Here is a 26,048-nt window from a genome sequence, read left to right as displayed (position 1 = left end):
GACAGCACGCGCAGCAGCCGATCGGGCACCGCGCCGCTGAGCTGGTAGGTGCCCGCGAGCAGGACGGTGTCGCCGACCGGCTCCTCGACCGCGGTGCAGCATACGTCGACCGGAATGCCGGTACCCGCCGGGTCATCGGTGAACACGAACGGCTCCGGACCGCGCACGATGGCGGTCTCCCCTACCCTGATATGGTGCGCCGCGCCGTCGACCACCAACCAGCCCTCGCCGCGGAGACGGCGGTCCGGGCCACCGAAGCCGAATGGACCATCCCGCGCGCCAATAACTTCGGTCAGAATTTCAACGAAGACCTGTGGTTCGAACCGCTGTGTGCCGGTCGGCTCGGCCTGCCGATGGGCGTGGTCGGTGAGCCGTTCGTGGATGTCGAGGATGTGGCCGAGGTGGCCACGGCGGTGCTCACTCGGCACGGCCATGCGGGGCGGATCTACGAGTTATCGGGGCCGCGTGCGCTGACGTTCGCGCAGGCCGTCTCGGAGATCGCCACGGCGGCAGGGCGTCCCATCGAGTACGAGACATTGACACCCGACGCCTACCACACCGAACTGCTCGCCCAGGGCCTTCCCGAGGAGGTCGCGACAGCGCTGAACGCGATGTTCGAGCTGATGCGCACCGGGCGCATCGCCGAACCGACGGACGGCGTGCACGCGGTACTCGGCCGACCGGCCACCGATTTCGCCGAGTACGTCGAGCGCGTCTGGCCCGCCCGCCCGGTCTGACACCGTCCGAGGTCGAGGCGTCGAGTTACCCGGTCGACCAGGTCCGGGGGCATGCCGGGTTCGCGACGGGCGGCCATGGCTTCGCGGCGGCCCGCTCCCGGACATCGCCCTGGATACCGCGAATGCGCCCCAGTCTGCGGTGGGTTGCTGAGATTTCCCTAGCGACCGCGCCCATACGGCACTGTGAGTTTCCGGCGTTCCTGTCGTGTCAGACGGTTGGGCACCAAATGCCACCAGGTCAGACACCGCCACATCCATTCCAGCGGGCCGTAGCGGAACCAGCGCAACCAGTAGTAACTGCACAGCGCCTGTACCGCAATAATGGCCGCGGCCAAGGCGAGCAGTGCGCCGTAGCGATTGGAATCGGATAGGCCGAGCCACGGATCAGCGGCCAGAATAAGTCCGGTTGCCGAGACGTAATTGGTCAGCGCCATCCGTCCCATCGGCTCGAGCACCTCCGCGAAAACCTCACCCGTCTCGGTGCGCAGGAACAGCAGGAATCCGGTGAAATAGGCGAGCGCGCCGAGCAGTCCGGCCACCGGAGCCGCACTGCCCGTCCATAGATCTATGTACGGCGTGCGGTACTCCCAGACCCCCGCGACGACCGCCGCGGGCACGGCCAGCATTAAGACCACCGCCAGCCGCCAGCCGTGATCGCGCAGGTTATCGGCGAGACCGAAGCAGTCGGCGGCCAGGCCGAGCAGGAACAGGCCGGGCACCAACCCGAGCCCACCGCCGATCGTGATCGGAACCCCGATCGTGGCAACCAGCCCGGCGAGCAGAATCACCCAGCGCGGTAGCCCGGCGGCGGGCAGCAGAACCATCAACCCGACGACCGCATACCACAGCAGCGCCGCACCCGGCTGGAACACATGGTGGATCACACCGAGCACACCGAGCGTGACGAGCCGACGCAGAAGTACCAGTCGCGGACGGTCGCCGCGCTCGGCGGCGCGGTCCAGCAACAACGAAAAGCTCAGTCCGAATAGGAAACAGAAGATCGGAAAGAACCGCCCCTCGAACAACACGGACAGCACATGCCGTACCGGATCCACGATGCCAGGCCCGACCGTCGCCCGCATATCGGTGAGCCGCCAGATATCGACCACCAGAATCCCGCACAGCGCGAAACCACGCACGGCATCGAGCTCGTGGATACGCGGGCGCGCACCGGCGGGATCCATACTCTTACGCTATCGAGACTCATCCCGGATCCCGGCTGGGACATGCACATCGAGTTCGCAACTCAGCCCAGATTTCGGCGACCGGCGCGCGCGGCGAACGCGTCCAACGCATCCAGAATCTCTCTCGCCTGCCACATCCGGTTCTTACGCATGCCGGTGAACTCGGTGACCACGCCCGCCTGGACGAGTGGCTCTATCGCACGGAGTGCGTTGGACGACGGAATGGCAAGTTCCCGAGCAACAGCCTCGGCGTCGAAGACGGGTAGTCGCACGGCGAGATCGGCGACTTGCCACGCGGTGGCTTGAGACCGAGCGGTAATCGCACTGCTCCAGCGTTGCCGAATCTCGGTAATCTCCGAAACCAGTTGACGGGCATTGATGATCGCGGCGAACGACGCCGACGCCACCTGATGAACAATCGGTACCGCGTCGCCCGAGCGATAGGCGGTCAACGCGTCGAAATAGGCGTTGACGTCGGAGAGGAGACCTGCGGCGATGGGGACAGTCACGTTCCGGGTGAGTTCCTTCGCACGAAGCATCGAATGGAGCAGGGCTCGCCCGGTACGGCCGTTGCCATCGGTAAACGGGTGGATGGTTTCGAACTGCGCATGAGCGATGGCTGCATGAACAAGGATCGGAATGTCGTCACGGCGCACGAACACCATCAGATCGGCTATCGCGTTCGGAATATGGTCGTGGTGGGGCGCGACGAAATCTGCACCGTGCGGTCCGTAATTGTCGCCGCCGATCCATACCTGCTGTGTTCGCCACTGCCCGGCCGGGTCTCGGCTGTGCCCGGCCATCAGTGCCGCGTGCATCCCGAGAATCAGTGATTCGTCCAGTTCACCCTCGACGTCGATGGCGGTCTGCATCGCGTGGACATTGCCGACGATCTCCACCGCATTGCGCTGATCGGTAGCTCTGAGTTCGGCCAGAGCAATCGCTTTCGCACCGGAGGTCAGATTCTCGATTCGAGAAGACGAGGTCGACTCGGATCGCAGGAGTATGGCGCCGAAGGGCATCAGCTGCATGCCGAGTTCGGCGTCGAAGCGGGCGACCTCGATCGAAGCCTCGTCCGCAAGCGCGAGTACCGAACTCGGCAGAGTGATCGTCCGGTCGGCGATCATCGGCACCACTGCCGAGCGATAACGTCCACGATGCAACTCCCGAATCCGTCGCGACACAAGTTCGGGCGGAATAGTCGGAACCCACTCGTGTTCCTCCCACTCCACCTTCGGCCACAGCGAAACCGAGTCCATCATCCGATCATACACTCACTTTTGGCATAAATGATAATTTACTCGGGTGGTGTCGATGTCGACGAACGGTTGCCGAGGCCATCCAGTTGCGTTCGTCGACGCTGTCACCCCTGCTCGAGCCGGCCGGATCCCAGCTTGGGACAAACTGAGTGCAAGATCTGATCATGCACTCAGTTTTAGCTTAACTGATAATTTGAACTTATTTCGTTGTCGATGAGGCTGCGAGCGGGCGCGCTCGGAGGGAAGGTCATGGTGCAGCAGGATCGACCGAGCGTCGTCGTGGGCCAACTGTGTCAATGGATGGTGAGGTCCAAGCGACGGTGGCGGCGCACGAAAATGCTGGGAACCCATTGGGCTGCATCGGGATTCGGCGATATACGGAACGTCGTGCTGCGGGCCAGAAGGGTTTGCAGAGCAACACGGGCCTCCAGCCGGGCCAAGGCAGCGCCGACGCAGAAATGTATGCCCTTGCCGAACGCAAGGTGATTGCGCTGAGCCGGGCGGTCGAGGCGGATTTCATTGGGCGCGGGGAAGATTGCGGGATCGCGATTGGCGGCAGACCACAGTAGGAGGAGGTGGCTACCCGCGGGGAGATCGGTGTCGCCGAGGGCGGTGTCGTGGACGACGTGGCGGTGGTGGGCGCGGAACGGAGACTCCAGGCGCAGGACCTCTTCGAGGAACGTGACGAGCATGTCGGGTTCGGCGCGGAGCCGGGTCTGGAGCGCGGGATCGGTGGCGAGAACTCGGGTCGCATTGCCGATGAGGCCCGCGGTGGATTCGCCGCCCGCGCCGACGAGTTGGATGAGGATCAGGACGGCGACATCGCGGGTGAGTTCACCTGTGGCACAGGCGTTTGCCAGATCACCGAGAAGGTTGTCGCCCGGATGGTCGCAGGCTTGGACGAGTTGGTGGCGCAGATTGCCGGCGAGTTCGGTTGCGGCGGTTACGACGACAACCAGCCGGTCGGTGGTGACCACGCCGTCGAGCAGTTCGTTACTCGTATAGCCCCAGGCCAGCAACTGGGAAATGTCCGCATCGGGCAAGCCGATCAGCTTGGCCACCAAGGTCATCGGCAATCGGTCGCCCATGGCCGACATCCACTCGATGTGTCCGTCACGGAGACCTTCCTCCCACAGTCGATCCGCCGCAGCGGTAATGGTGGGTTCCAGTGCGCGAACGCGTTTCGCGACAAGCGCGGGCAGCACCAGTTTGCGGTGCGCCTGGTGGGTCGGGTCGTCACCGGTGGCCAGGACGTGGATGGCCTGTCCCCCGCCATCCAAATCGAAGACCGCCGCCGAACCATCGGGTCGGCGCACCAGGGCGGCGGTGAGGTTGGAGGAGAAGTCGGCGGGGCGGGTGGTCGCCGCTATCACCCGCAAGGGCATGGTCGGACTGAATATCGACCACGTCGCCGCCGCGGCCGGATGCTCGCGCGCCACGGTCTACCGCTACGTCGGCGGAAAGTCGGCATTGCGCGATGCCGTATTGGCCGGTGCCACCGCCCGCATCGCCGAGACCATCGGGCAGGCCGTCGCCGCCCACACCGGCCCCGAACGCATCACTCACGCGATCCTCGCCGCACTCGCAGCCGTCCGCGCCGACCCGGTAGCCACGGCCTTCCTGACAACGACCAACCCGAACGAGGTCGACACCTATCTCGCGGGTAATCCCAGATTGGCCGATGCCGCAACGGAACTCACCGGAACCGGCGGTGACCCGCTCGCGGGACAGTGGATCGTCCGCGTGGTCCTCTCGCTATTGTTCTGGCCCGCAAGCGATCCCAGCGTCGAGCGAGCTCTCGTCGAACGCTACGTCCTGCCGGCCTTCACGATTCACCAGTAGCGACGACGCGCGGACCGGCGAGCGGTGAAGTTGGGCGGCCTGGTCTCGGCCGGTCTGGCACGCCGACGGGTTCGCCAAGGTGCGTCTGCGGGGCGGGTGGCGTGGAGTCGTTTCTTTCGCATAGCCGGAGCGTCAGCGCAGGGCCCACGGGGCAATGGCCTGGACGGCGGGCCAGCCGAAGTCTTCGGTGTCCTCGTCTTCGACGAACCACAGCCAGTTCTGCACGGCGCGGACCAGCGTCCAGGCGCGGGCGCGATCCGGATCGAGTCCGGCGATATCGACGATGGTGGCGAATCGATCGTCGAGCGCGGATTCGGTGCGCCGGTTCCACAGCAGCGACAGCGTGGTGAATTCGATATCGCCCGCCAGGGGCTGCGGATCGATGACGAGCCATGGTTCACGGGTGCCGCCGAGGACATTCTCGTAGTGCAGATCCTCATTCACCAGGAGTCGTTCCGCGCTCGGACCGAGCTGAGCGCAGGCGTCGACGGCCGCGTCGAGCATCTTCCGAGGGAAAGGTCCGCCGAGGCGCTGCCACTCTTTCGGCAGTTCCTCGACCAGGCGCTCGGCCTCGGTGCGCAGGTCGCGGGAGATTCCGAGCGGAGCGGGGATGGCGAGCCTGTGCAGCAGGACGGAGATGATCCGGACCGCGTCGTCGATTGGCTCGAAGTCCAATGACCGGGTGGGATCGAGTCGTTCCAGCAGGAGCGCGCCGTGCTCGGCGTCGCTGTCGAGCAACCGCACCGCGCCATTGCCCGCCCAAGCGGTCAATGCGACCGGTTCGTCGCGAGTCTCGGGAGTGAGATGGCCGAGTTTGAGCACAACCCGACTGTCATCCGCGCACACAGCGGGCAGCACCAAGCCGCCGTAGCCATACATGGGTGCGCCCTCGAACCGAAGCTCCCAGCGCTCGGCGAACCGAGCCGCGAGTTCGGGCAGACCATCCAGCCAAGCCCGAGCAGCGGGCTCCATCTTGGCGAGACGATCGGCGAAGAATTCGGGGACAACGATCACCAATCGAGCATCTCAGCCGTGTCGAACGAATTTCAGCGGCGGTCGGCTACGGGAATCCGGGCAGCGGGGGCAGCGGGGGCAGGCCCGGGATGATGATCGGATTCGGCGGGGCCGGGTTGGGGTTCGGATTCGGCGGGACCGGGTTGGGGTTCGGGTTGTCCGGGACCGGGTTGGGGCTCGGGTTCTCCGGGACCGGCACCGGGTTCTGCGGCGCCGGGTTCTGCGGCACCGGGTTCTGCGGCACCGGATTTTGCGGCACCGGGTTCTGCGGCGCCGGCTGCGGTTCCGCAACACCCTGACCTTGCGGTATGCAGATCCAGCCGCCATCCGATGACAGGCCCCATTGCGCGACGATCCCGTCGTGCGAGCAATCGTCGCCGACCTGGTGCTGATTGCGCGCCTGTTCCCGCGGCGCGCAGACCCACAGGCCATTGCGCATATCCCATTGGGCGACGATCCCCTCATGCGAGCAATCGTCGCCGCGCTTGCGTGCCGATTGCGCCGGTGAGGTCGTCGGGCGATTCGACGGCGGCACAAGCGGGGGTCCGGAGGCGGGCCGGGCGGTAGTTGATTTGGCGGGCGACGAGATCGATGTCGGTGCGTCGTGCTTCGAATCCTGATTCGCGCGCAGCAGCAGCGCGATCGCGACGACCAGTGCGAGCGCGGCGGTGATAACGGCCGCTATGGTCAGGACGCGCCCATTGTCGGTTGGTGTCCTAGCACCGCCGGGTTCCACCATGCCACCGCCTTCGTGCCGAGTAGGGACTACCTTCACGAAAAGCTCTCCAGGCAGGCTACCGAAGACGCGTCGGGAAAGATCAACTTTCCCGACGTTTGTTTGCGCAGGTAATGCCCTATCTGATGCCGACGCGCACTTTGACGGCGTCATCTCCGGTTTCCTGTAGCGCCTGGCTGATCAGACTGCTGAGATCGATGCGCGGCGCGGTGGCGGTGACCGCGTCGGCCAGCGGTCGCAACCCTGGGATCAGCGATTTCAGCTCCGGCCCGACCTTGTCCATCCATTCGGTCACCCGCTGCAGGAATGGCACCAGACCATCGCCCTCCAGATACATCTCCGGGCTGCCTCCCGCAGTGACCAACCGACCGACTGCCTCGACGAGATCGTCCAGCGACTGACCGAACCGCACAAGATTGGGCGCGCCGATTGTGGTGGCCGGTCCGGCCCATTCGATATCGCTCGCGGCCAGCTGAAAGCCATTGAGCAGTTCGGCGATCTTCGGGGCTCTGGTCATGATGGTGGCGGCGAGCAGATCGCCCGAGCGCGCCAGTTCCGGCATCACCGCGGACGTGCCGGAGATCGACTTGCCGAGCGTATCCACGATCGAGCCGACCACCTGGGGGTCGAGCTGGTTCATGGTCTCGGTGACCAGCCGCGCCACCTCCGGAATCGATAGCGGCGGGCGAATGTCCCTGGTGTCGAGCCGCTGTCCGTCCTTCAGATATGGACCGCCGTCGGTATTCGGCACGAACTGGACATAGGGCTCGCCGAGTGCGGAGAGCTGTTCGATGGTGACGGTGCTGTCGGTCGGCACCTGCTGTCTCTTGTCGACGCGGAAGCCGACTTCGACGCCCGCGGCCGTATTCTCCATCGAGGTAACCCTGCCGATCGGGATGCCGGTGAGCAGGATCGGCGAACCGACTCCCAGGCTGCCCGAATTCCGCAGCACCATCGAGGCATTGGTGTAATCGGCGAGCGGATCGAACCGCACCACACCGAAGGTCAGATAGCTCGCGCCGAGGATCAGGATGGCGGCAATGCCGCCGAGTGAGACCAGCGAACCCACCTTCATCGGACCGCTCCGATCATGCGCAATGTCTGAATGATCCGATCCACCTGCTCGGGTTCGGATACCGCGACCCCATCGGTACGCACGCCGGTGATATTCACCTTCGGCCCGTGCTCCACGAACGGAATGATCTTGTCGCGCAATAACGCGACGAGTATGGCCAGGTTCGAGGGCGACCGCAGGTCCAGCGGCCCGCCGGTCAGCATCGGCACGAAGGCCCGCAGCATCGCGTCATTGGACTGCACCAGCGGCGCCAGCCAAGCCATCGAGCGACCGACCGGGCCGAGCACGCCGAAGATATTCGCCACTCCGGCAAACGAATTCGTCGCCGCATTCACCTGCTGTACCGACTCCGCACTGAGGATACTGTCCAGTTCGGGCCGAATATTGTGCAGCACTTCGGAATTGGTGAGCAGACCGTACAGCAGCGAATCCACTTGGTCCAGATTCGCCGCCAGATCCGCGGCATCGCCGCCCATCACCTTCGCGATCCGCGCCGTCTCCCGAGGATCCTGCGGCAGTACGGAATTGAACCGATTGATGATGTCTTGCAGCTGACCGATCGCACCACCCTGGACGAAGAAGGCCATGGCGGCCATGGTGTCCTCGAGCTGCACCGGTGGCCTGGACCGCTCGATCGGAATGGTGCCGCCGGGTCCGAGCAGCGAACCGAAACCATTGGGCGGCGTGGTCAATGCGATATGGATATCGCCGAGCACGGTGTTCTGGCGCAGTTCCGCAATGGTCGTGGTCGGCAACTGCACCGACTTCGCGATATCGGCATCGACCACCACGAATCCGCCGCGGCCCGCCGGCGCTTCGGCCGCCGGGACGACGGTGACCTTGTCGACCGTGCCGATCTGGGCACCGTTGGCGATTACCTTGGCCTTGGCGGGCAGATTCAACACATTCGCGAATTCGATCCGCACGCGATAGGTGTCTCCGGCTACCGATGTGCCGGGGACCGGCACCGATGACGGATCGAAGGCACAGCCACCCAAAGCAATTCCGGCCGCCAACACGACCGCCATGAGACGCTTACTCATGATCCACCTGCCAATCCCAGTACCAGCGGGACGAGTTGCACGTCGACCATGCCATTCGCGGCATCCACGCATTTGCCGGGCGCGACGGCATTTACCGCGGCACACACCTCCTCGGCGTTCTGCTGCGCGATGGCCACCTTCGGCGGCGCATAGGTGATACCCGGCGCGCCATCGGAGACCACCGTGCGGAATGCCGAGGTGAGCGCGGGGGTCATGAGCACGACATCGCGCAGCGAACCGACATTGGCGCGCAAGAGCTTGATCAGTGGCACGCTGGCATCCAGCGCGCGCATGATCGGATCACCGAACATCGCGGTGATGTCATTGAGCATGGGCAGGATCTGGCGCAGACCATCGAATAGTTGCACTGCGGGACCGAGCAATTCGGTACTCGCATGATCCAGTGCCGGGCCGATCCGCACCAGCATGGACTGCAAATCGCCCCAATATTGGTTCACCTTCTGCGATACCGAGGCGAACGCATCGAAAATGCCTGCCAAATGGCCGATATCGGCGTCCGGCGCTTTCAGAGCGGAGCCGAGTTTGCGAATCAGCTCGTTGACCTGCGGTCCGGTGCCCACGGTCGCGGCGTCGAGCGAGGCGAGCCCCTTGGCCAGCGAATTCTGTTGGGCCGGATCGGGTCCGTTGAGCTGGTCGGACAGCGAGGACAGCGCGGTCAGCGTTTCGGTGAGGCTCTTGGGGGTGAGCGTCTTGGTGATGCACTGTCCGCTGTCCCAGCGCTGCATATTCTTTCCGCTGGACAACACGGCCAGATTGCGATCGGCGACCACGGTATCGGACACAGTGGTTGCCGAGGCATCGGCGTACACCGGATGGTCGGCATCGACATCGAAATCGACCCGCACATTCTTGCCCTGGTTCTGCACCGCGGTCACCGTGCCGACCGTGATGCCGCGCATCGTCACCTGGTTGCCGGGATACAGCCCGATGCTGTCGGGCATTATCGCGCAATAGGATTCGGTCCGCTGCAGCGGATCGAAAGCGATGACATATCCGGCGAGAGCAAGCGCGGCGACAATAACAGCACTCGCGATCGACATGAACGCCTGTGAGCCGAGCACCCGATTCAGCATCAGCACGCCTTACCGGGGAGCGGCACACACACCGCCGCGGCGGGTTGGGTGGTTTCGCCGGACTGATCCACCACGATCCCGCCCTCAGGAATCACCAGACCCTGCAACTTCCGACTCAGATCATGTGCGGAGGAGATGATCGGCTCCAACTGACCGCCCATCTGTTCCAGCCGCGGCAGCGCATCGGCCAACTGCTGCGCCTTGGGTTTCAGCGTGGCGTCCCATGACGGCGCGAGGGCCGCGACCCGCTGAACCACGCTGTTGAGCAAGGCAATCGATTCGCGCAGCTCGGCGCGCTTATCGAGGAGTACGGTCTCGAGCAGATTGGCATTCTCCATCAACCTGCGCAGATCACTCTTCGCGCCGTCGTACATGGTCACGTATTCATCCGCCACCGCAATGGCATTCGACACCTGGGTGCGCTGGCGGTCGATGGCATCGATATAGCTGCCGACCGTATCCAGCGTGGTACGCAAGGTATCCGGCGCACCCTCGACCGACTTGTCCAGTGCCGCCAGATTGCGCCGCAAAGTATCACCGTCGACCTTGCCGATCGGTGCCGTCGCATCCTGGAACGTTTGAATCAGACTGTAGGGCAGGAGAACTCGATCGGCCGGAATCGGCTTGTCGCCGAGCGGCTCGGTGCCCGCCGGGAACAGCGCGACGTAATGGCCGCCGACCACGGTGAGCATGCGCACCTCCAGCGAGGTCTGGTCACCGACGAAAACATCGGAATCGACGGTGAACCGCATGACGACCTTATCCGGTTTCAGCTCCAGCGATTTCACGGTGCCGACCGAGATGCCCGCCAATCGGATATCGTCGCCGGACTTCACCGACTGCGCCTCGGACAGCTCCGCGGTATAAGTCGTCTTGCCGAACGGAATCACGTAAAGCGCTGCGGCAGCGCCCATTACGATAACAACGAGCACCGCACCGATAATGCCGAGTCGCACTTCTTTGCGCAGCCGGGCCGGTTCGTCGAGGATCGGCGTATTGCCGCCGAACCACATTCTCACCCGTTGCATACGGCCACCTGCTGTCCGCCGATCAGCACCTGCACCGGATTCGGCAGCTCCGCATTCCCTTTGCTGCATTCGGGCTTCCAGCCCGCGATGCTGCGCGGCACGGCATTGTCGATCGAGGCGAGCAGCCCGGGCAGCTTGCCGAAAACGTCGACGGCTTCCTGCGGGTCGGGGAAGAGTTTGCGGATGAGCCCGTCGATATCCGCGCCGCTGCCGGCGGTCAGGCCGACGGTGGCGAGCAGCCGGTCGAGCGGTCCGAGCACCGAAGGCGCGTTCATCGCGAATTCGGCGAGGCCGCCGATATTCGCCTGCAGCGCTTGGAAAATATCGGTCAGCCGGGCCAGTAGCGGAACCAGATAGTGCACCCGGCCACCGACCCGGTCGGCGAGTTCGGACATATTGCGCACCAGCGTCGCGATCACCGTCTGCCGATCGCCGACGTATTTGCTCAGCTTGCCGATGGCATCCATGGCCGGACCCAAACCCGAACCGTCGCCCTCGATCACCGCGAGCATGCTTTCGGTGAACTGGTTGACCGCCTCCGGAGACATGGTGGCCAGCACCGGTTTCAGGCCGTTGAACAGGCTGGTCACATCGAAGGACGGAAGCGTCATCTTGGTATCGACGACCGCGTTCGCGGGCAGCCGGACACCGGGATTCGGCTGCTGCTGCAGGTCGATATACCGCTGGCCGGTGAGGTTTTGGTAGCGAATGGCCAGGGTGCTGTTGTCATATATCGGCGTCGAGGTCTGCACGGTGAGCCGGACCTTGGCCTTGATGCCGTCGATCGATAGGCCCTCGACCTTGCCGACCTGCACGCCGTACATGCGCACGTCATCGCCGACCTTCAGGCCATTGGCATCGGTGAACAGCGCATCGTGCGCCTCGGTATCACCGGCCACCGGCCGCTTGATTGCCGTCAGTACCAGCGAGAGCACCACGATCATCACCGCGGCGAAGACACCGAGCCGCCAGGCCGCCCCACGCACCGTCATCGCACACCCGCCGGACCGAGCAGCGGCACCGCGATACCGGGCACACCCCGCAGATCGACCTCGAGATTCAGCACCGGACCGTCGGATGTATCCGGCATGGCCGCCCGCAGCCGTTCGAGCAGGGCGCACAGCTCGGCCGCGGACTGCTGGGGCCGGGGGACCATCTGCGCCAACACATTCAGTATCGGTGCGAGCATGTCGGCACCCTCGGCGAAGTGGCCGCCCGCGGTGGTCAGCGTGGTCCCGAGCGCGGGCAGGATGCTGCCGGTCAGTGCGGTGACACCGCGGTCGTAGTGTTCGCGATCGGTCTGCAGGATCTTGATATCGCGGATCTGATCGAGGACCTGGATGGTCGCACCCGCGAATTTGCCGCCGCCGTCGAAGGCCGGGCCGAGTCTGCCGACGAGTTCGGAGGTCGGCATGGTCTGGTTGTCGGCAATGGTGCGCGCCACCGTGATCAGCGCCTGCACCAGCGGGGTGAATGCCTGGAAGTCCGCGGAGACCTGGGCGATGACAGTGGCCAGCTGCGGTGTGAATAGGGTCGCGCCGACCTGAGACAGGCTGCGCAGGATGCTGCCCATCGTCGCGTCGTAGACATCCGCCGCGCGTCTGCCGGTCAGATCGATGACCGCATCCGGTCGCAGCGGCGAACCGCCCGGGCCACGGCGCAATTCGAGTTCGCTGATACCGAACAGGTTGGCGGGCGCGTAGTCGACGCGCAGGCTGTCATCGATGCCGAAGAGCCGAGACTGATCCAGCTGCAAGGTGATTCGCTGGGTACCGCGCTCATCCGGCGCTATCCGCGCCACCGTGCCGACCAGCACACCGTCGAGACGCACCTGCGTGCCCGCGCTGACACCGTCACCGATTTCCTGGGTGTGCAAGGCGATCCGCAAGCCCTCGTCGGCGCGCAGGTTCCGATAGAGCGTAGTCGTAAGGGCGACAACGGCTATCAGCGCGATGATCGCTGATCCGACCGTCCGCGAACGCTTGTTATCCGCGGCGACACCGGGCATTCCATACTTCGGCATCCGCTACCCCGTAAAACTGATCGCCGCGTTGAAGCCCCACAGCACAATGCTGAGCACCATGTCGATCGCGATAATGGCCACGAAACTCGTGCGTACCGCGCGACCCGACGCGATACCGACGCCCTCGGGCCCGCCCGTGGCGAAGAATCCGTAATAGCTGTGCACCAGGATCACCACCGTCCCGAAGATGGCGACCTTGATCACCGCGGCGATCACATCGAAGCCGGCGACGAACTGGAAGAAGTAGTGGTCGTAGACGCCCGCGGATTGGCCGTGTACCAGCGTGATGATGCCGCGGCAAGCCGCATAGCTGAGGATCAGCGCGATCAGGAAGGTCGGCACGATGGCCAATGCACCCGCGAGCACCCGTGTGGTGACCACGAACGGCACCGAGCGCAGACCGAGCGCCTCGATGGCGTCGATCTCCTCGGAGATGCGCATCGAACCGATCTCCGCGGTGATCCGGCAACCCGCCTGCGCGGCGAAACCGACCGCGGCCGCGATCGGCGCCAACTCACGAGTGGTGGCGTAGGCCGAGACGATGCCGGTGACCGGCCCCATCCCGAGCATGCTCAGCGTCGCGAACGATTCGACCGCGACGGAGGCGCCCATCACCAGACCGAGCACGATCATCATCGGCACCGTGCCGCCGCCCACTACGACCGAGCCGCGGCCCCAGGTCATATCGGTGATGGCACGCATGGTCTCACCGCGATACCGCCTGAGCGTCAACGGAATCGCCGCGAGCACCTGCCAGACGAATACGGCGACGAAGCCGAAACCGTCGACCGCGCCGAGCACCCGACTGCCGCGACGGAAGTACCGCGTGACCCAGCCGAATCCCTTGGGTGCGTAGGACGAAATCGCCATCACGCCAACCTCGTCGGCAGGAACATGGCGGTGACCTGCGTGAGCACCAGATTCACCACGGTGATCGAGACGACCGAGAGCACCACGGCGGCGTTCACCGCATCGGCGACACCGCGCGGTCCGCCCTTGGCCTCGAGCCCGCGCTGGCACGCGATGATCACCACGAGAAAGCCGAATATCAGCGCCTTCACCAGCGAGACCCACACATCCGCGGTGGTGGTGAACGAGCCGAAGGTGGCCCAGTAGCTGCCCGGCGTGACGCCTTGGCCGCCGATGGCGACCGCATACCCGGCCATGATGCCGACGAAGATGATCAGGATATTCAGCAGCGGCGCGACCACCAGCATCGCCGCCATCCGCGGGATCACCAGGCGGTGTATGGGACTGATGCCCATGGTGTTCAGCGCGTCGATCTCTTCGCGAATGGTGCGTGCGCCCAGATCCGCCGCAAAGGCCGCCGCGCCGGCGCCACCGAGCAGGAAGCCGGTCGCCATCGGTGCGCCCTGCTTGATGACGCCGAGTCCACCGGTCGCGCCGAGCAGTGAGTCGGCGCCGAGGGTGTGAATGAGATTGCCGACCTGGATGGAGACGATCACACCGAACGGGATCGCCATCAAGATCGCGGGGATGGTCGTGACAGTAATCAACCGCCAAGCCTGGAGTACCGCCTCGCGCCATTGGAACTGGCTGCGAGCGATATCGCCGACCGCGCCGAAGACCGACTCCTGCGCGACGCCGACCGCCCGACCGAAGGTGCGCAGCGACGAGACGATCGTATCCGAAAAGTTCTTCCGGACAACCGAACTCGCGGATTCGCGGATATGCAGGTCCGGCGTCATAGTCCATATCCCGGTGTCGCGCCTGCGGCACGGGCTGTGTCGAATTTCATGCCGCACTCTCCGGATTCGGCGTCGATGCCAACATCCAGCAAGCTAATCGTTACGGCGAGTCACAACAAAATCGGCTAGCTGTGATGCTCGCCACTTAATCGCCGTTCGCCCCGCTCAGCGCGGTGATTCATGGATCCGGTCACACCGGCTACGGACTAGCGGCGAGGAACACAAAAGCCGAGAACAGAGCCACATGTACACCGCCCTGCAGCAGCGTCGCGCGACCCGGCACCACCGTCAGCACGCCGACGACGACCGTCAAAGCGAGCAGCACCATCTGCGTCGCGCCGAGCCCAAGGACCAGCGGACCGTCTAGCCAGATGGTTGCTACGGCGATCGCCGGAATAGTCAGGCCGATGCTCGCCATGGCCGAGCCGAGCGCGAGATTGAGGCTGATCTGCACCTGATCGCGGCGAGCGGCACGCACAGCCGCGAGAGTTTCCGGCAGTAGGACGAGCAGTGCGATGACCACGCCGACCGCGGACTGCGGCAGGCCCGCCGACGCGACGGCCGATTCGATCGACGGCGATACCACCTTGGCCAGACCGACGACCGCGACCAAGGCGACCATCAACATGGCCAGGCTGAGCAGCGTCGCGCGCACCGTGGGCCGCTCGCCACGCTCATGGGCGCGATCGGACTCCTCGACGGGCAGAAAGTCATCGCGATGCCGCACCGTCTGCACCATTACGAACAGGGCGTACAGCAGCAGCGAGGCCGCCGCGGCGAAGGCCAACTGCGCTGGGGAAAATTCCGGCCCAGGCTTACTGGTGGTGAAGGTCGGCAGGACCAGACTGAGGGTGGACAGGGTCGCAACCGTGCCGAGCGCCGCGCCGGTGCCCTCGGCATTGAATACCGCAACCCGCCTGCGCACCGCACCGACCAGCAGTGCCAGACCGAAAATGCCGTTGCAGGTGATCATGACCGCCGCGAAAACGGTGTCGCGGGCCAGTGCCGCGGACTTCTCCCCACTGGTCACCATCATCGTGACGATGAGCCCGACCTCGATGACCGTCACCGCAACCGCGAGTACCAGGGACCCGAACGGCTCACCGACCCGATGCGCGATGACCTCGGCATGCTGCACCGCCGCCAGCACCGCACCGACCAGCGCGGCGACCACCACGACCACGCCGATTCCAGGTAGCGATCGTCCCCAGGTGGCGGCCAGGGTGATCGCGGCTAGGAGCGGGATGAATACGGTCCAGCGGGAAGTCAGCGCACGGAGCATAACTTCCATCGTGTCAGCAAAATATTCGCACTCGATCGCGTGTGATCGGGCGCATGCGGTGCGTCAGTCGAGATCGATTCGGACGGTCAGCAAGTCGGTGCCGAGCAACCGAACACCCGCACTGTTGGCCTTGGGCAAGGATTGCAACCGAGCGCGCGGATCATCATCCGGCAGTAGATGTGCGGTACCGGTGCGCCAATGCCCACGCAGCCGCAACCGAACCCGATTGTCGGCCTTGATATTTCGAATGTACTGCGACTTGTCACCGAATTCGGAGACGAGCCAGAACTCCTTGCCGACCAGTCGACCCCCGATCGGCGTAATCCGCGGCTGCCCACTCATGCGCCCGACGGTCTCCAGCAACTGCTGGGTCGGCAATCTGCGCAGAATCGGATTCCCCACCCGCCGCTGCAAGGCCGTCACGACTCGGTGCTGAACATCACGCAAGTTCGCCATGTCCCGACGCTAGCACCGGCCGATCGCATTTGGCGTCGTGTCGGGTCACGACGGCGTGGGGTGGACAGTTGGACGAATTCTCATGAATGCCGCAGATTTCATGTGAGGAGCACGCATCGCGGTGGCGACTTCTACAACGACGGCAAGAACATCTCCTGATGAGTGGCCCGGTCTCGATCAGACGATCGAGACCGGGTCGACGCCATTGTCGAACGGCAGGAAGCCGTCGATGATCGCACTGACCCACATACTGTTCACGAAGACCTCGCCGCCGTGGTTGTCCATGAACGCGATATCGGAAGCGTCTCTGCCCGTGGCGATTCGGACCAGCGAGGATCGCGGAGCGAGGCCGGTGGCGTCGAATGCGCGCCACACCCCGTCGATATAGGCCTCGGCGATCGCGTGGAAGTCCATCGGATACAGACCGGGCGCGTATACGGCGGCCAGTCGCGCAGGCACCTTGACCGCGCGCAGCAGTGCCACCACGAGGTGGCTGAAATCGCGGCACACACCCGCCCCGGATAGCAATGTCTCCACCGCGCCGTCGATCGGGTCGCTGCTGCCCGCGACGTAGCGCAGGCGGCGGCGCACCCACGCGGTCACCTCGGCGGCGAGTTCCGCGGGTGCGGCATCGCCGTCGAATTCGGTTGCGGCGAAGCCGAACATCTTGTCGCTCTCGGCGAAACGGCTCGGGCGCAGGTAGACCGCGATGTCGTAGTCGGATGCCGGTTCGAGGGTCGCCGTGCCCACAACGGTCGCGGTGTAGTGCACCCGCAGATTGCCGGTGCCGGTGGCGAATTTGTGGATGCGGGTGCCGTGCGGCCCGGGAATCTCCTGCGGCCGGATCGTGCGGCCGTCCTGTTCGAATACCAGCGACTCATCGATCTCGAGCCCGGGCAGCCTGGCGACGGCGAGTTGGAATTCGAGGGTGGTCGGCGCGGCGATACCGATATCGAGATGGGCCGAGACATCGCGCTTCACCTCACAATCCTGCCAGCCGAACACCCACGTATTCCGGACATTACGACGATCGACTCGAGATTCGTGTATTGGATAGCGCGGCGATAAGCGACAATGTGCGGAGTGCGGACCCAGTTCACTCGCGAGCTCATCGCGTTGACCAATGATTTGACGCTCATGTGTCGGCTCGCCCACGATGCCGCCGAGCGTGCCACTGCCGCGCTCGGCGACGCCGATCTCGCCGCCACCTATGAGGCCTTCGCGATCGACGAGCAGCTACAGAAGATGTACTCCGCTTGCGAGGCCAGGACCGTGGTGCTGCTCGCATTGCAAGCTCCGGTCGCGCGCGACCTGCGGCATGTGGTCACCGCCATCCAGATCGCCGGTGAACTGTCCCGGATCGGCTCGCTGATCAGCCGCGTCGCCGATCAGGTCTACAAGTACCATCCGGAACCCGTTGCACCCCAACCCCTTATGGATATCCTCACCGCCATGGGTCGGCTGGCCGCGCACCACACCGCCCTCGCGGGCGAATCGGTTGCCACCGGCCGCCAACCTGTCACCCCCGAATCCGGGACCCCCGCAATGGATCAACTCCAGCGACAACTCCACTCGGCCCTGATCGAGCGAACCGCCACCGAGACCGCCATCGATATCGCGCTGGTGGGCAATAGCCTCGAACGCTGTATCGACCACACCACCCGCATCGATCGCCTGATCCGCTTCCTGGACACCGGAATTCCGCCGACGGCCCAGATCTCCGACGCCGGCTAGGAAGTGCGGCGGGCGATGGTGTAGAGGTCGCGGGCGGGGCCGGTGAGGCGATGGCCCGCCGGCCAGACCGCGCGCAGCGTTCGGGTCAGATCCAGGCCGGTGACGGTCGGGGAAACGAGAGTGCCCGCGGCGATTTCGGCGGCTACGGCCAGGGAGCTGAGGACGGCGGGACCGACGCCGGAGGCGACCGCGGTTTTGATCGCGGTGGTGGAGGACAGTTCCAGCGCGACCGTGGGTTCCCAACCCGGAGTGGCCCGCGCGACAGCATTTTCGAACCAGGTCCTGGTACCCGATCCGGGTTCGCGTTGGATCAGCGCGGTTCGAGCGAGTTCGGCCAGGTCGACCGAGCCCTGCCTGGCCCAGCGGTGCTGCGGGGCGACCACGACGACCAGCTGATCGCGGGCCACGATATGACTCTCCAGCCCACGGAAATTACGTGGGCTCTCGATGAAGCCGATGGCATCCTTGCCGTCGAGCACCGCCTGCGCGACATCTACGGAATTGCCGGACTGTAGCGCGATCGCGGTATCGGGTGCGGTGGTGCGCAGGGACATGAGCCAGCCCGGGAACAGGTATTCGGCAATGGTTTGACTTGCCGCCACCCGCAGGTGCGAATCACGCTCGGCGCGCAAGGTGTCGATGCCCACATCCAATTGCTCCGCTGCATCGACGACCCCACGCGCCCATTCGGCGATCAATGCCCCGGCAGTCGTGGGCCGGGAACCGAGGGTGGTGCGCTCCAGCACCGGCATGCCGACCAACTTCTCCAGATAGCTGATGCGGGAGGACGCCGAGGGCTGGCTGATGCCGTGCGCCTGCGCAGCGCGTCCGAGACTGCCGAGTTCGATGACCGAAAGCAGCAGGTCGAGCGCGGCCAGATCGGGGACACGCGGCGACAGAGGCATAGAACGAGTCTATGCATCCATAGGAAGGCGGTGGCTACTCGACACCGCCGGAGCCGACGAACCTGGACTTATGACCGCCACAGCAACCTTCCGCCCCGCACCCCCGTGGCATCTGCTCGGCGAGCTCGAACACGAGGCGACCCAACGCGTCGCTTCCCGCTCGCTGCGGTACCTCGGACCCAACTGGTTCGCCGCCGTAATGGGTACCGGCATTGTCGCCAATGCCGCCGCCACGCTGCCGCTGCAGTTTCCTGGTCTGCGCGGCGCGGCGACGGTCGTCTGGGCGCTGGCCGCACTGCTGCTGGTGACTTTGAGTGCCGCCTGGGTCGTGCACTGGGTGCGTTATCCGGAGCAGGCCCGCAGCCACAAGGATCACCCGGTCATGGCGCATTTCTACGGCGCACCGCCGATGGCACTGGTGACCGTCGGCGGGGGCACCCTGCTGCTCGGCCGCGAGGTGATCGGTCTCGATGCCGCACTCACCATCGATTGGGTGTTGTGGTCACTCGGCACCGCGCTCGGCTTGCTTACCGCCGTCGCCATTCCCTACCGGATGTTCACCTACCACCACATCGAGCCCGATGCCGCCTTCGGTGGCTGGCTGATGCCCGTGGTGCCGCCGATGGTGTCGGCCGCATTGGGCGCACTGCTGGTCCCATATCTGCCCGAAGGCCAATTGCGGCTCACCATGATCCTGCTGTGCCTGGCCATGTTCGGCCTGAGCCTGATCGCCGCGCTGGTCATCACCACGATGATCTGGTCACGCCTGGTACACCGCGGCATCCCGCAGTCGGGCATGGTGCCCACCCTCTGGCTCGTGCTCGGCCCGCTCGGCCAATCCGTCACGGCCGCGGGCCTGCTCGCCAATGCCGGTCCCTCGGCACTGCCCGACCTCTATGCCAAGGGGCTGACCGTCTTCTCGGTCATCTTCGGCGTCTGCACCTGGGGATTCGCGATGCTGTGGGTGGCGCTGGCCACCACCGTCACCGTAAAGACCGCTCGCGCAGGCGAATTGCGGTTCAACCTGACCTGGTGGGGCTTCACCTTCCCGCTGGGCACCTGTATTACCGGCAGCACCGTGCTCTGCGCCCACACCGGCGCGGATCTCTTCGCCGTCGCCGCGGTCGCGCTGTATGTCGGACTGGTCAGCGCCTGGGCCGTCGTCGCAGCCAAGACCGTTCGCGGTGTACTTACCGGGCCGCTGCTCCGACCGGCCTGATCGGTCAGGCCTTGAAGTACACCAGCTGATGGCTCGTCGCGAGCAACCCACCGTCGTGCGCCCAGAGTTCGGCCGACTGATCGAAGAACCCCTTGCCGAAATGCTGGGAGCGCGCGGTGGCCAGCAGCGGGCGATCGGCTTGGGCGGCGAGGCGGTCGGTATCGGCGTGGAAATACACGGTCAGCGTGACGGTTCCGGCGGGGACGACGCGGCCGAGTCGCAGCATCACCCGCGGGAAGAACACATCGCTCAGCGCGGTGAGCGCCGGATAGTCCAGCGGGCGCGCGGGCCGGTCGCGGACCCAGAGCGTCGTGGTGGAAGTCGGTTGTGCCGCAGCGCCGTCGAGTTGGGTGATACCGCCCTCGATGAAGCGCATCTCGTAATTGTCCACCCAGGCAATGAATTCGGGCAGTGCATCCGGCTCGACGGTGTCCGGCGGCGGGGCGGCGGGCGCGGTGGCTTCGGTAGCGGTCCAGGTCTCGCGGCGGGTGCCGAAAACCGCGGTGGCCGTGGTGGTCACGATGCCGTCCTGGCTCATCGACAGCGTCCAGTGCTGGGTGTTGCGATTGGTCCGCACCGGTTGCGCCGCAATGGTGAAGGGCCCCTCGGCGATCGGGCCCGCGAAGTTGACGGTGAGCGAGATCGGGTCACCGAGACATTGCGGATGTTGTTGTACCGCACGCAATATGGTTGCCGCGGTGATGCCGCCGAACGGGCCGACCATATTGCCGTACTCGGGAGTCGTCCGACCGCTGAAGTTTCCGGCACCGTCGAATGTCAGCGCGACCGCGCTGTCGAAGGCATGCCGTGCGGCAATGGTCGAAGTCATCTGTTCTCCTCGAGTAGGTAGGCGCGCCGGTCAATCGCGGGGGCGCAGACCATAGATCAGCTGGGTAATCGTTTCGGCCAGTGCCGCGTCCACGTGCTCAGCCTCGATGAACCCGGACCCGGCAAACGTCGCCAATCCCTGCAGTGCCGCGATAGCGGCAATCCCGACCCGCATCGGATCGCCGGCAACGACTTCGCCACGCGCCTGCCCCTCGGCGATCAAGGCGAGGGGCACGGTGAACGCGCGCCCGACCGCCGCCGCCATCTCCGCGCCCGAGGTCGGACTGTGCTTGCGCGCGAACATCAGCGCGAGCAACGCCGGATTGTCGATCGCGAAATTCAGATAGGCACGCGCGACGGCATGCAGCCGTTCGGAAAGGGATCCGGTCGGGTCGACCTGGCTGTAGACCGCGGCGAGCCGATCGAAACCGACAAGCGCGAGCGCGTCGAGCAGCGCCTGCTTATCCCGGAAATGCCTGCTCGGCGCGGCATGACTGACCCCGAGGTCGCGGGCGAGCTGACGCAATGAAAGCCCGTCCACACCGGCCTCGCGCAGCGTGGTCTCAGCGCGCTGGAGCAGCTCGGCGCGCAGGTCACCGTGGTGATAGGAGCGGGAGCGGACAAAGGTCATGGTTGCTGCAGAATATCCGATACCCATTGTTGGCATTGACTACTTTGTTGTCACTGCCTACATTTGCGCTATGACGAACCACAAGTGGACATCCGCAGATCTGCCCCGATTCGACGGCCGCACCGTCGTCGTCACCGGCGCCAACAGCGGGATCGGCCTGGTGACGGCCCGTGAACTGGCCCGCGTCGGCGCCCGCGTTGTGCTCGCGGTGCGCGATATCGCGCGCGGCGAACAGGCGGCGCAGAGCATGTCGGGCCGCACCGAGGTGCGCGAACTCGACCTCGCCGACCTGGCCTCGATTCGCCGCTTCGCCGCGGACTGGTCCGGCGATATCGATGTGCTGGTGAACAATGCGGGCATCATGATGGTCCCCGCCGGACGCACGAAGGACGGTTTCGAACGCCAATTCGGCACCAATCACCTCGGCCATTTCGCGCTGACCAATCTCCTCCTGCCCCATATCACCGACCGCGTGGTGACCGTCTCCTCGCAGGCCCACCGCCGCGGCAGCATCGACCTCGACGACCTCAACTGGGAAGCCCGGACCTACAACTCCATGGCCGCCTACGGGCAGTCCAAACTCGCCAATCTGCTGTTCACCCTCGAACTACAGCGGCGTTTCACCGAATCCGGATCCCGACTCGCGTTGAGCGCCCATCCCGGTTGGGCCGCAACGAATCTGCAGGGCCATTCCGGCAACCGGATCCTGCACGAGGCCATGCGGGTGGGCAACAAGCTGCTCGCCCAGGATGCGAGTTTCGGCGCGCTGCCCACCCTGTTCGCCGCCAGCCAGGAGCTGCCGCCGGGAAGCTACGTCGGCCCGGACGGCTGGGGCGAAATGCGCGGTCACCCCAAGGTCGTCGGCCGCAGCACAGACGCCGCGAATGCCGACCTCGCCGCGGCATTGTGGACCAAATCCGAAGAACTGACCGATGTGCGATTTCCGGCCACCGCGTAATCGTTCAGTCGAGCATCGGGAATCTGCCCGAAGTCAGTAGTCCGGCGATCGCATCCATTTTCGCCTGCGGCGCAGCGTAATCGGGATGCAGCCGGATTACCGCCGCGGCGTCGTGCAATCGGATCATCTGCTGTTCGGCCTCAGTGACGCTGCGGCCGCCCGTACTCACCGCATGTCGAGCGAATACCGGTCGCTTCGGATCGACGCGCCCCAGCGCCACTGCCTTGTCCACCCGACGGGAGCAGCGACAGAACGCCTCGGGCTCGGCCACTCCGCAGGTCGCATTCAAAAATGTGCCGATGCGTTTCTTGGCTCGTTCCAACCGCTTTCGGAAGGCGGGGGCGGTGATACCCAGAATCCAGGCGGCTTCGGCGGACCCGAGTTCGAAAACGTCACCGAGTACGAACGCGACTCGCTCGTCGCGGGCCAGGCACTGCAACATGGCCTGAGTGCAGTTCAACCGCACCTCATGGGAGAGCAGCTCGGCCTCGGGTCCGCGATAGTCCTCGGCGGCGAGCCCGTCCGCCAATCCGTCGCGGTAAGTGTCGAGGCTGAGCTGTGCCGCCTCCTGCGGTGTCTGGCGCTTCAGGTTCAGCAGATAATTGACGCCGATCCGATAGGCCCAGGTCAGCAGCTTGGCCTCACCCCGCCACGTCGCGAGATTGCCGACCACTCGCAGCAGGATTTCCTGTGTCGCGTCCTCGGCCTCGGCGGGCCGCCACACCATGCGCAGCGCCAGCCGGTACAGCGGATCCTGTAGCCGCCGCACCACATCCGAGATGGCGGCTCCGTCACCGGCAATCGCCCGATCGACCAATTCCCGCTCCCGAGCGATGCCCTCCGTTGTCTCGACGGATTCAGCCGTGGGCGCGTCGGGGTGCGATAGCTCGGGTTCCACCGCACAATCCTTCGGCGGTATCCGGCGTTACGCAAGTCCTATGCGCGCCGCGCGAGTAACTCTCACCCGCGCGGCGCACCCGGCTCATGCACTCGCGGTCGCCGCCGTCAGCGAGTGCGCACGCAACCACGTCGCGACCGCGGTCCCGATGGCATCGGGCTGATCCTCCGGAGCGTGATGTCCTGCCTCGCCGACGGAGACGACCTCAGCGCTGGCGAACGTCTCGGCAGCCCAGGCGATCACCTCCGGCGAACCGAGGCCGACGCCATTGTCGAGCGCCATGATGAGCTTGGGCACCTGCGGCGAGTCCGCCGCCCACCGGTCGTAGTTCTCCACCAGCGCGACCACATCGGCGGGCTCGCCTGCCAGCGGAAATTCACGCGACCAGGCCAACATCGGCTTGCGTGATTCCGGCGTCGGGAAGGGTGCGCGATACGCATCGTGATCTTCCGGCTTCAGATCGACAATGCCCTTCGGCAGGTTGAACTCGATGAACATATTCTCCGCCAGCACCATTCGCTCCCCTTCGGCCGTCCGGAATTTCCGGAACAGTTCGGCGCCGAGCGGCGGGAGTTCCTCCCAGCGCATCGGCCGCAGGAACGTCTCGATCACTGCGACGCCGCGGATGCGCTCGGGATGCCGTGTCGCCCAGTGCATACCGAGTGCGCCACCCCAGTCGTGGCCGACGATGACGACCTGGTCGAGGCCGAGTGCGTCGAACCAGGCATCCAGATAGCGGGCGTGATCGGCGAGGCGGTAAGCACTGTCCGGCTTCCCGGACGCACCCATCCCGATCAGATCCGGTGCGAGCACCCGGGTTTGATCGGCCACGTGCGGGATCACATTGCGCCACAGGTGCGATGAGGTCGGGTTGCCGTGCAGGAACACCACCGGTACCGAACCGGTACCGAGGTCGGTGTAGTTGATGAATGAGTCGAGAACGTCGACGGTAGCCATGATGTGGGTCCTTCCTGGATCCGGCTTTATGCCTGCACCCGGTTTGGACACACGTTCCGGCCCCGCTGTGACCGCCACTGAATGTGACGCTCGTCACCTACTCGAATCCCGCGCGCACAGCCGATCTCGCCGCAACCGCAGGTAAACCCGACTTCCGTATGTGAGCAGTACATGTTTCACCCGCCCGACGCGCCATTCAGGAGATTCTCAGACTTAAGTAAAGCGATTGCAAAGGAATATGGAATGATCTACTGTCTCTCTACGTAAGAACAATGAAGTTCACACAGACCGTCACGAGGAGTTATCCGCAGTACGACACGGCACGACGAGACTTCCCTCATCAGCCTCGTGGCGCCGCGAGAACGGATCATCCGGCCTGGACAACCGGCCCGTTCGTTCGGCCGCGCACGAGCTCATTCGTGACACGACCACCCCTGGAACGGCGCCGGCACGCCGAGTCAGGGGTGGTTCTGCGTCTACCGTCGAGTCCCCTTGCCACACCGTGCGTTCTTCGACTAGCTGTGCCGAACCTCATACGCGACAATCACATACGGGACGATCGGCCGCAGGTAGCTTGACGCCCGACAAATTCATCGGTGCGAGGCTAGGAAGTTCGATTTTTGTGAAGTGGTTGTCGTCCCGCACCGCGCGTCGCGTACTCGCTGTTTGTGCACCCATCGTCTTGGCTGTCGTTGTCGCCGTTGGCTGTTCCTCTATCGACGAGTCGACCAGTAAGGCCGGCAACGGATCCGGACCGGCGAATGCCGCGACGGTATCCGGCAAAGACATCAACGGCCTGCTCGGTCAGCTCGTCGATGCGCCCGAAGAGTCGATGGAAGGCTACAGCCGGGAGAAGTTCCCGCACTGGGATACCAATAAGCCCGAGCACGGCTTCGGCCCCGATCTCGCGCAGTACAGCAAATGCACCAGCCGTGACGTGATGATGCTCCGCGACGCGACGGGCTCGGTCAAACTCGACCCGAAGACCTGTGAACTCACGATCGGTCGCGGCGGTGGCTGGCAAGACCAGTACGGGGTCCTGGATTCGAAGACCGGGAAACTCAAGCCGTACAAGTTCATTACCGACCCGGCCGGTGTCGATGCCGAACACATCGTGCCGTTGGCCGAGGCATGGCGTTCGGGTGCGAACAAGCGCGATGAAGATACCCGCCGCCGGATCGCCAACGACGCCGTCAATCTGATCGCCTCCGATCCTTCGGCCAACAGGTCCAAGGGTGACCAGGACGTCGCGAACTATTTGCCGCCGGGAAAATTCCGGTGTGGCTATCTCGAGCATTACGTCAAGATCAAAGTAAAATATGCGCTGAACGTTGATCCCGCCGAACACACCGCACTGCGCAACGCAGTCGCCGACTGCGTCAGTCGAGGAGAGTTCAAATAAGCGACATCATTGAGATTTCCGCCAAGGCGGCCGT

General features: G+C 64.9%; 27 protein-coding genes and 1 pseudogene. 6 read left to right on the top strand and 22 right to left on the bottom strand.

Features of this window, described 5'->3' with window-relative positions:
* Positions 1-8: 8 nt before the first annotated feature.
* Positions 9-215 (bottom strand): annotated as a pseudogene (locus tag OIE68_RS47250) (cupin domain-containing protein); the annotation flags it as partial.
* Between OIE68_RS47250 and OIE68_RS38590 the strand changes: the two are divergent.
* Positions 195-737 carry a hypothetical protein gene (locus OIE68_RS38590; RefSeq protein ID WP_327095827.1) on the top strand — a complete coding sequence of 181 codons (543 nt, stop codon included), beginning with the start codon at positions 195-197 and terminating at the stop codon, positions 735-737. The pseudogene OIE68_RS47250 and the gene OIE68_RS38590 overlap by 21 nt on opposite strands.
* A 158-nt stretch (positions 738-895) precedes the next feature.
* Here the strand turns inward: OIE68_RS38590 and OIE68_RS38585 are convergent, their stop codons facing one another.
* The 3 genes from OIE68_RS38585 to OIE68_RS38575 all read right to left on the bottom strand — a co-directional run bounded on the left by OIE68_RS38585 (position 896) and on the right by OIE68_RS38575 (position 4,565).
* Entirely contained in the window at positions 896-1,921 is a 1,026-nt protein-coding gene (locus tag OIE68_RS38585) for a DUF418 domain-containing protein (RefSeq protein WP_327095826.1), read from the bottom strand.
* Positions 1,922-1,983: 62 nt separating this feature from the next.
* Positions 1,984-3,180, bottom strand: a complete 1,197-nt coding sequence (locus OIE68_RS38580; protein ID WP_327095825.1) for a Fic family protein — start codon at positions 3,178-3,180, stop codon at positions 1,984-1,986.
* A 293-nt stretch (positions 3,181-3,473) separates the two neighbouring features.
* Positions 3,474-4,565, bottom strand: coding sequence for a cytochrome P450 (locus tag OIE68_RS38575; protein ID WP_327095824.1), 1,092 nt, complete (start codon positions 4,563-4,565; stop codon positions 3,474-3,476).
* Here OIE68_RS38575 and OIE68_RS38570 point away from each other — a divergent pair.
* Complete coding sequence (locus OIE68_RS38570) at positions 4,537-5,022, top strand: TetR/AcrR family transcriptional regulator (RefSeq protein WP_327095823.1); 486 nt, start codon at positions 4,537-4,539, stop codon at positions 5,020-5,022. The genes OIE68_RS38575 and OIE68_RS38570 overlap by 29 nt on opposite strands.
* A 132-nt stretch (positions 5,023-5,154) precedes the next feature.
* On the opposite strand, the gene OIE68_RS38565 is transcribed toward OIE68_RS38570, so the two are convergent.
* The 13 genes from OIE68_RS38565 to OIE68_RS38505 all read right to left on the bottom strand — a co-directional run bounded on the left by OIE68_RS38565 (position 5,155) and on the right by OIE68_RS38505 (position 17,463).
* Positions 5,155-6,036: an aminoglycoside phosphotransferase family protein gene (locus OIE68_RS38565; RefSeq protein ID WP_327095822.1), complete on the bottom strand. Its 882-nt coding sequence runs from the start codon at positions 6,034-6,036 to the stop codon at positions 5,155-5,157.
* 46 nt (positions 6,037-6,082) lie between these two features.
* Positions 6,083-6,775: a hypothetical protein gene (locus tag OIE68_RS38560; RefSeq protein ID WP_327095821.1), complete on the bottom strand. Its 693-nt coding sequence runs from the start codon at positions 6,773-6,775 to the stop codon at positions 6,083-6,085.
* A gap of 115 nt (positions 6,776-6,890) precedes the next feature.
* Positions 6,891-7,847: an MlaD family protein gene (locus tag OIE68_RS38555; protein WP_327095820.1), complete on the bottom strand. Its 957-nt coding sequence runs from the start codon at positions 7,845-7,847 to the stop codon at positions 6,891-6,893.
* Positions 7,844-8,890 (bottom strand): MlaD family protein, encoded by a 1,047-nt coding sequence (locus OIE68_RS38550; protein WP_327095819.1) that lies wholly within the window; start codon positions 8,888-8,890, stop codon positions 7,844-7,846. The genes OIE68_RS38555 and OIE68_RS38550 overlap by 4 nt, the downstream gene beginning before the upstream one ends.
* Complete coding sequence (locus tag OIE68_RS38545; protein WP_327095818.1) at positions 8,887-9,984, bottom strand: MlaD family protein; 1,098 nt, start codon at positions 9,982-9,984, stop codon at positions 8,887-8,889. The genes OIE68_RS38550 and OIE68_RS38545 overlap by 4 nt, the downstream gene beginning before the upstream one ends.
* Positions 9,984-11,012: an MlaD family protein gene (locus OIE68_RS38540; protein ID WP_327095817.1), complete on the bottom strand. Its 1,029-nt coding sequence runs from the start codon at positions 11,010-11,012 to the stop codon at positions 9,984-9,986. Before OIE68_RS38540 ends, OIE68_RS38545 begins: the two co-directional genes overlap by 1 nt.
* Positions 11,000-12,004 (bottom strand): MlaD family protein, encoded by a 1,005-nt coding sequence (locus OIE68_RS38535; RefSeq protein ID WP_327095816.1) that lies wholly within the window; start codon positions 12,002-12,004, stop codon positions 11,000-11,002. The genes OIE68_RS38540 and OIE68_RS38535 overlap by 13 nt, the downstream gene beginning before the upstream one ends.
* A complete protein-coding gene (locus OIE68_RS38530; RefSeq protein WP_327095815.1) occupies positions 12,001-13,035 on the bottom strand; it encodes an MlaD family protein in 1,035 nt (344 codons plus the stop codon). The genes OIE68_RS38535 and OIE68_RS38530 overlap by 4 nt, the downstream gene beginning before the upstream one ends.
* Positions 13,036-13,038: 3 nt before the next feature.
* Positions 13,039-13,905, bottom strand: a complete 867-nt coding sequence (locus OIE68_RS38525) for an ABC transporter permease (protein WP_327095814.1) — start codon at positions 13,903-13,905, stop codon at positions 13,039-13,041.
* Positions 13,905-14,744 (bottom strand): ABC transporter permease, encoded by an 840-nt coding sequence (locus OIE68_RS38520; protein ID WP_327095813.1) that lies wholly within the window; start codon positions 14,742-14,744, stop codon positions 13,905-13,907. The genes OIE68_RS38525 and OIE68_RS38520 overlap by 1 nt, the downstream gene beginning before the upstream one ends.
* 199 nt (positions 14,745-14,943) lie before the next feature.
* The gene (locus OIE68_RS38515) at positions 14,944-16,026 is read right to left on the bottom strand and encodes an ionic transporter y4hA (protein WP_327101975.1); all 1,083 of its coding nucleotides are present in this window, start codon (positions 16,024-16,026) and stop codon (positions 14,944-14,946) included.
* 63 nt (positions 16,027-16,089) lie between these two features.
* Entirely contained in the window at positions 16,090-16,482 is a 393-nt protein-coding gene (locus tag OIE68_RS38510; protein ID WP_327095812.1) for a nitroreductase/quinone reductase family protein, read from the bottom strand.
* 177 nt (positions 16,483-16,659) lie between these two features.
* Positions 16,660-17,463, bottom strand: coding sequence for a transglutaminase family protein (locus tag OIE68_RS38505; RefSeq protein ID WP_327095811.1), 804 nt, complete (start codon positions 17,461-17,463; stop codon positions 16,660-16,662).
* 102 nt (positions 17,464-17,565) lie between these two features.
* Between OIE68_RS38505 and OIE68_RS38500 the strand changes: the two genes are divergently transcribed.
* On the top strand, positions 17,566-18,216 hold the full coding sequence (locus OIE68_RS38500) for a phosphate signaling complex PhoU family protein (RefSeq protein ID WP_327095810.1): 651 nt from the start codon (positions 17,566-17,568) through the stop codon (positions 18,214-18,216).
* Here OIE68_RS38500 and OIE68_RS38495 read toward each other — a convergent pair.
* Complete coding sequence (locus OIE68_RS38495) at positions 18,213-19,121, bottom strand: LysR family transcriptional regulator (RefSeq protein WP_327095809.1); 909 nt, start codon at positions 19,119-19,121, stop codon at positions 18,213-18,215. The two genes, OIE68_RS38500 and OIE68_RS38495, sit on opposite strands and share 4 nt — an antisense overlap.
* Positions 19,122-19,191: 70 nt before the next feature.
* Here OIE68_RS38495 and OIE68_RS38490 point away from each other — a divergent pair, with 70 nt between their 5' ends.
* Positions 19,192-20,340 (top strand): TDT family transporter, encoded by a 1,149-nt coding sequence (locus OIE68_RS38490; protein ID WP_327095808.1) that lies wholly within the window; start codon positions 19,192-19,194, stop codon positions 20,338-20,340.
* Positions 20,341-20,344: 4 nt separating this feature from the next.
* On the opposite strand, the gene OIE68_RS38485 is transcribed toward OIE68_RS38490, so the two are convergent.
* Together OIE68_RS38485 and OIE68_RS38480 are read right to left on the bottom strand one after the other, a co-directional pair.
* Positions 20,345-21,169 carry a thioesterase family protein gene (locus OIE68_RS38485; protein ID WP_327095807.1) on the bottom strand — a complete coding sequence of 275 codons (825 nt, stop codon included), beginning with the start codon at positions 21,167-21,169 and terminating at the stop codon, positions 20,345-20,347.
* A gap of 30 nt (positions 21,170-21,199) precedes the next feature.
* A complete protein-coding gene (locus tag OIE68_RS38480; protein ID WP_327095806.1) occupies positions 21,200-21,799 on the bottom strand; it encodes a TetR/AcrR family transcriptional regulator in 600 nt (199 codons plus the stop codon).
* Between the two features lie 70 nt (positions 21,800-21,869).
* Here OIE68_RS38480 and OIE68_RS38475 point away from each other — a divergent pair, with 70 nt between their 5' ends.
* On the top strand, positions 21,870-22,757 hold the full coding sequence (locus OIE68_RS38475; protein WP_327095805.1) for an oxidoreductase: 888 nt from the start codon (positions 21,870-21,872) through the stop codon (positions 22,755-22,757).
* Between the two features lie 4 nt (positions 22,758-22,761).
* Here OIE68_RS38475 and OIE68_RS38470 read toward each other — a convergent pair whose 3' ends face one another.
* Together OIE68_RS38470 and OIE68_RS38465 are read right to left on the bottom strand one after the other, a co-directional pair.
* Positions 22,762-23,655, bottom strand: coding sequence for an RNA polymerase sigma factor (locus OIE68_RS38470; RefSeq protein WP_327095804.1), 894 nt, complete (start codon positions 23,653-23,655; stop codon positions 22,762-22,764).
* A gap of 84 nt (positions 23,656-23,739) precedes the next feature.
* A complete protein-coding gene (locus tag OIE68_RS38465; protein WP_327095803.1) occupies positions 23,740-24,612 on the bottom strand; it encodes a haloalkane dehalogenase in 873 nt (290 codons plus the stop codon).
* A gap of 622 nt (positions 24,613-25,234) precedes the next feature.
* Here OIE68_RS38465 and OIE68_RS38460 point away from each other — a divergent pair.
* Positions 25,235-26,014, top strand: coding sequence for an HNH endonuclease family protein (locus OIE68_RS38460; RefSeq protein WP_327095802.1), 780 nt, complete (start codon positions 25,235-25,237; stop codon positions 26,012-26,014).
* Positions 26,015-26,048 lie beyond the last annotated feature (34 nt).

Origin of the sequence: Nocardia vinacea, from assembly GCF_035920345.1 — a bacterium.
Classification (GTDB): domain Bacteria; phylum Actinomycetota; class Actinomycetes; order Mycobacteriales; family Mycobacteriaceae; genus Nocardia; species Nocardia vinacea_A.
This window is presented reverse-complemented; position numbering and strand designations above follow the sequence as displayed.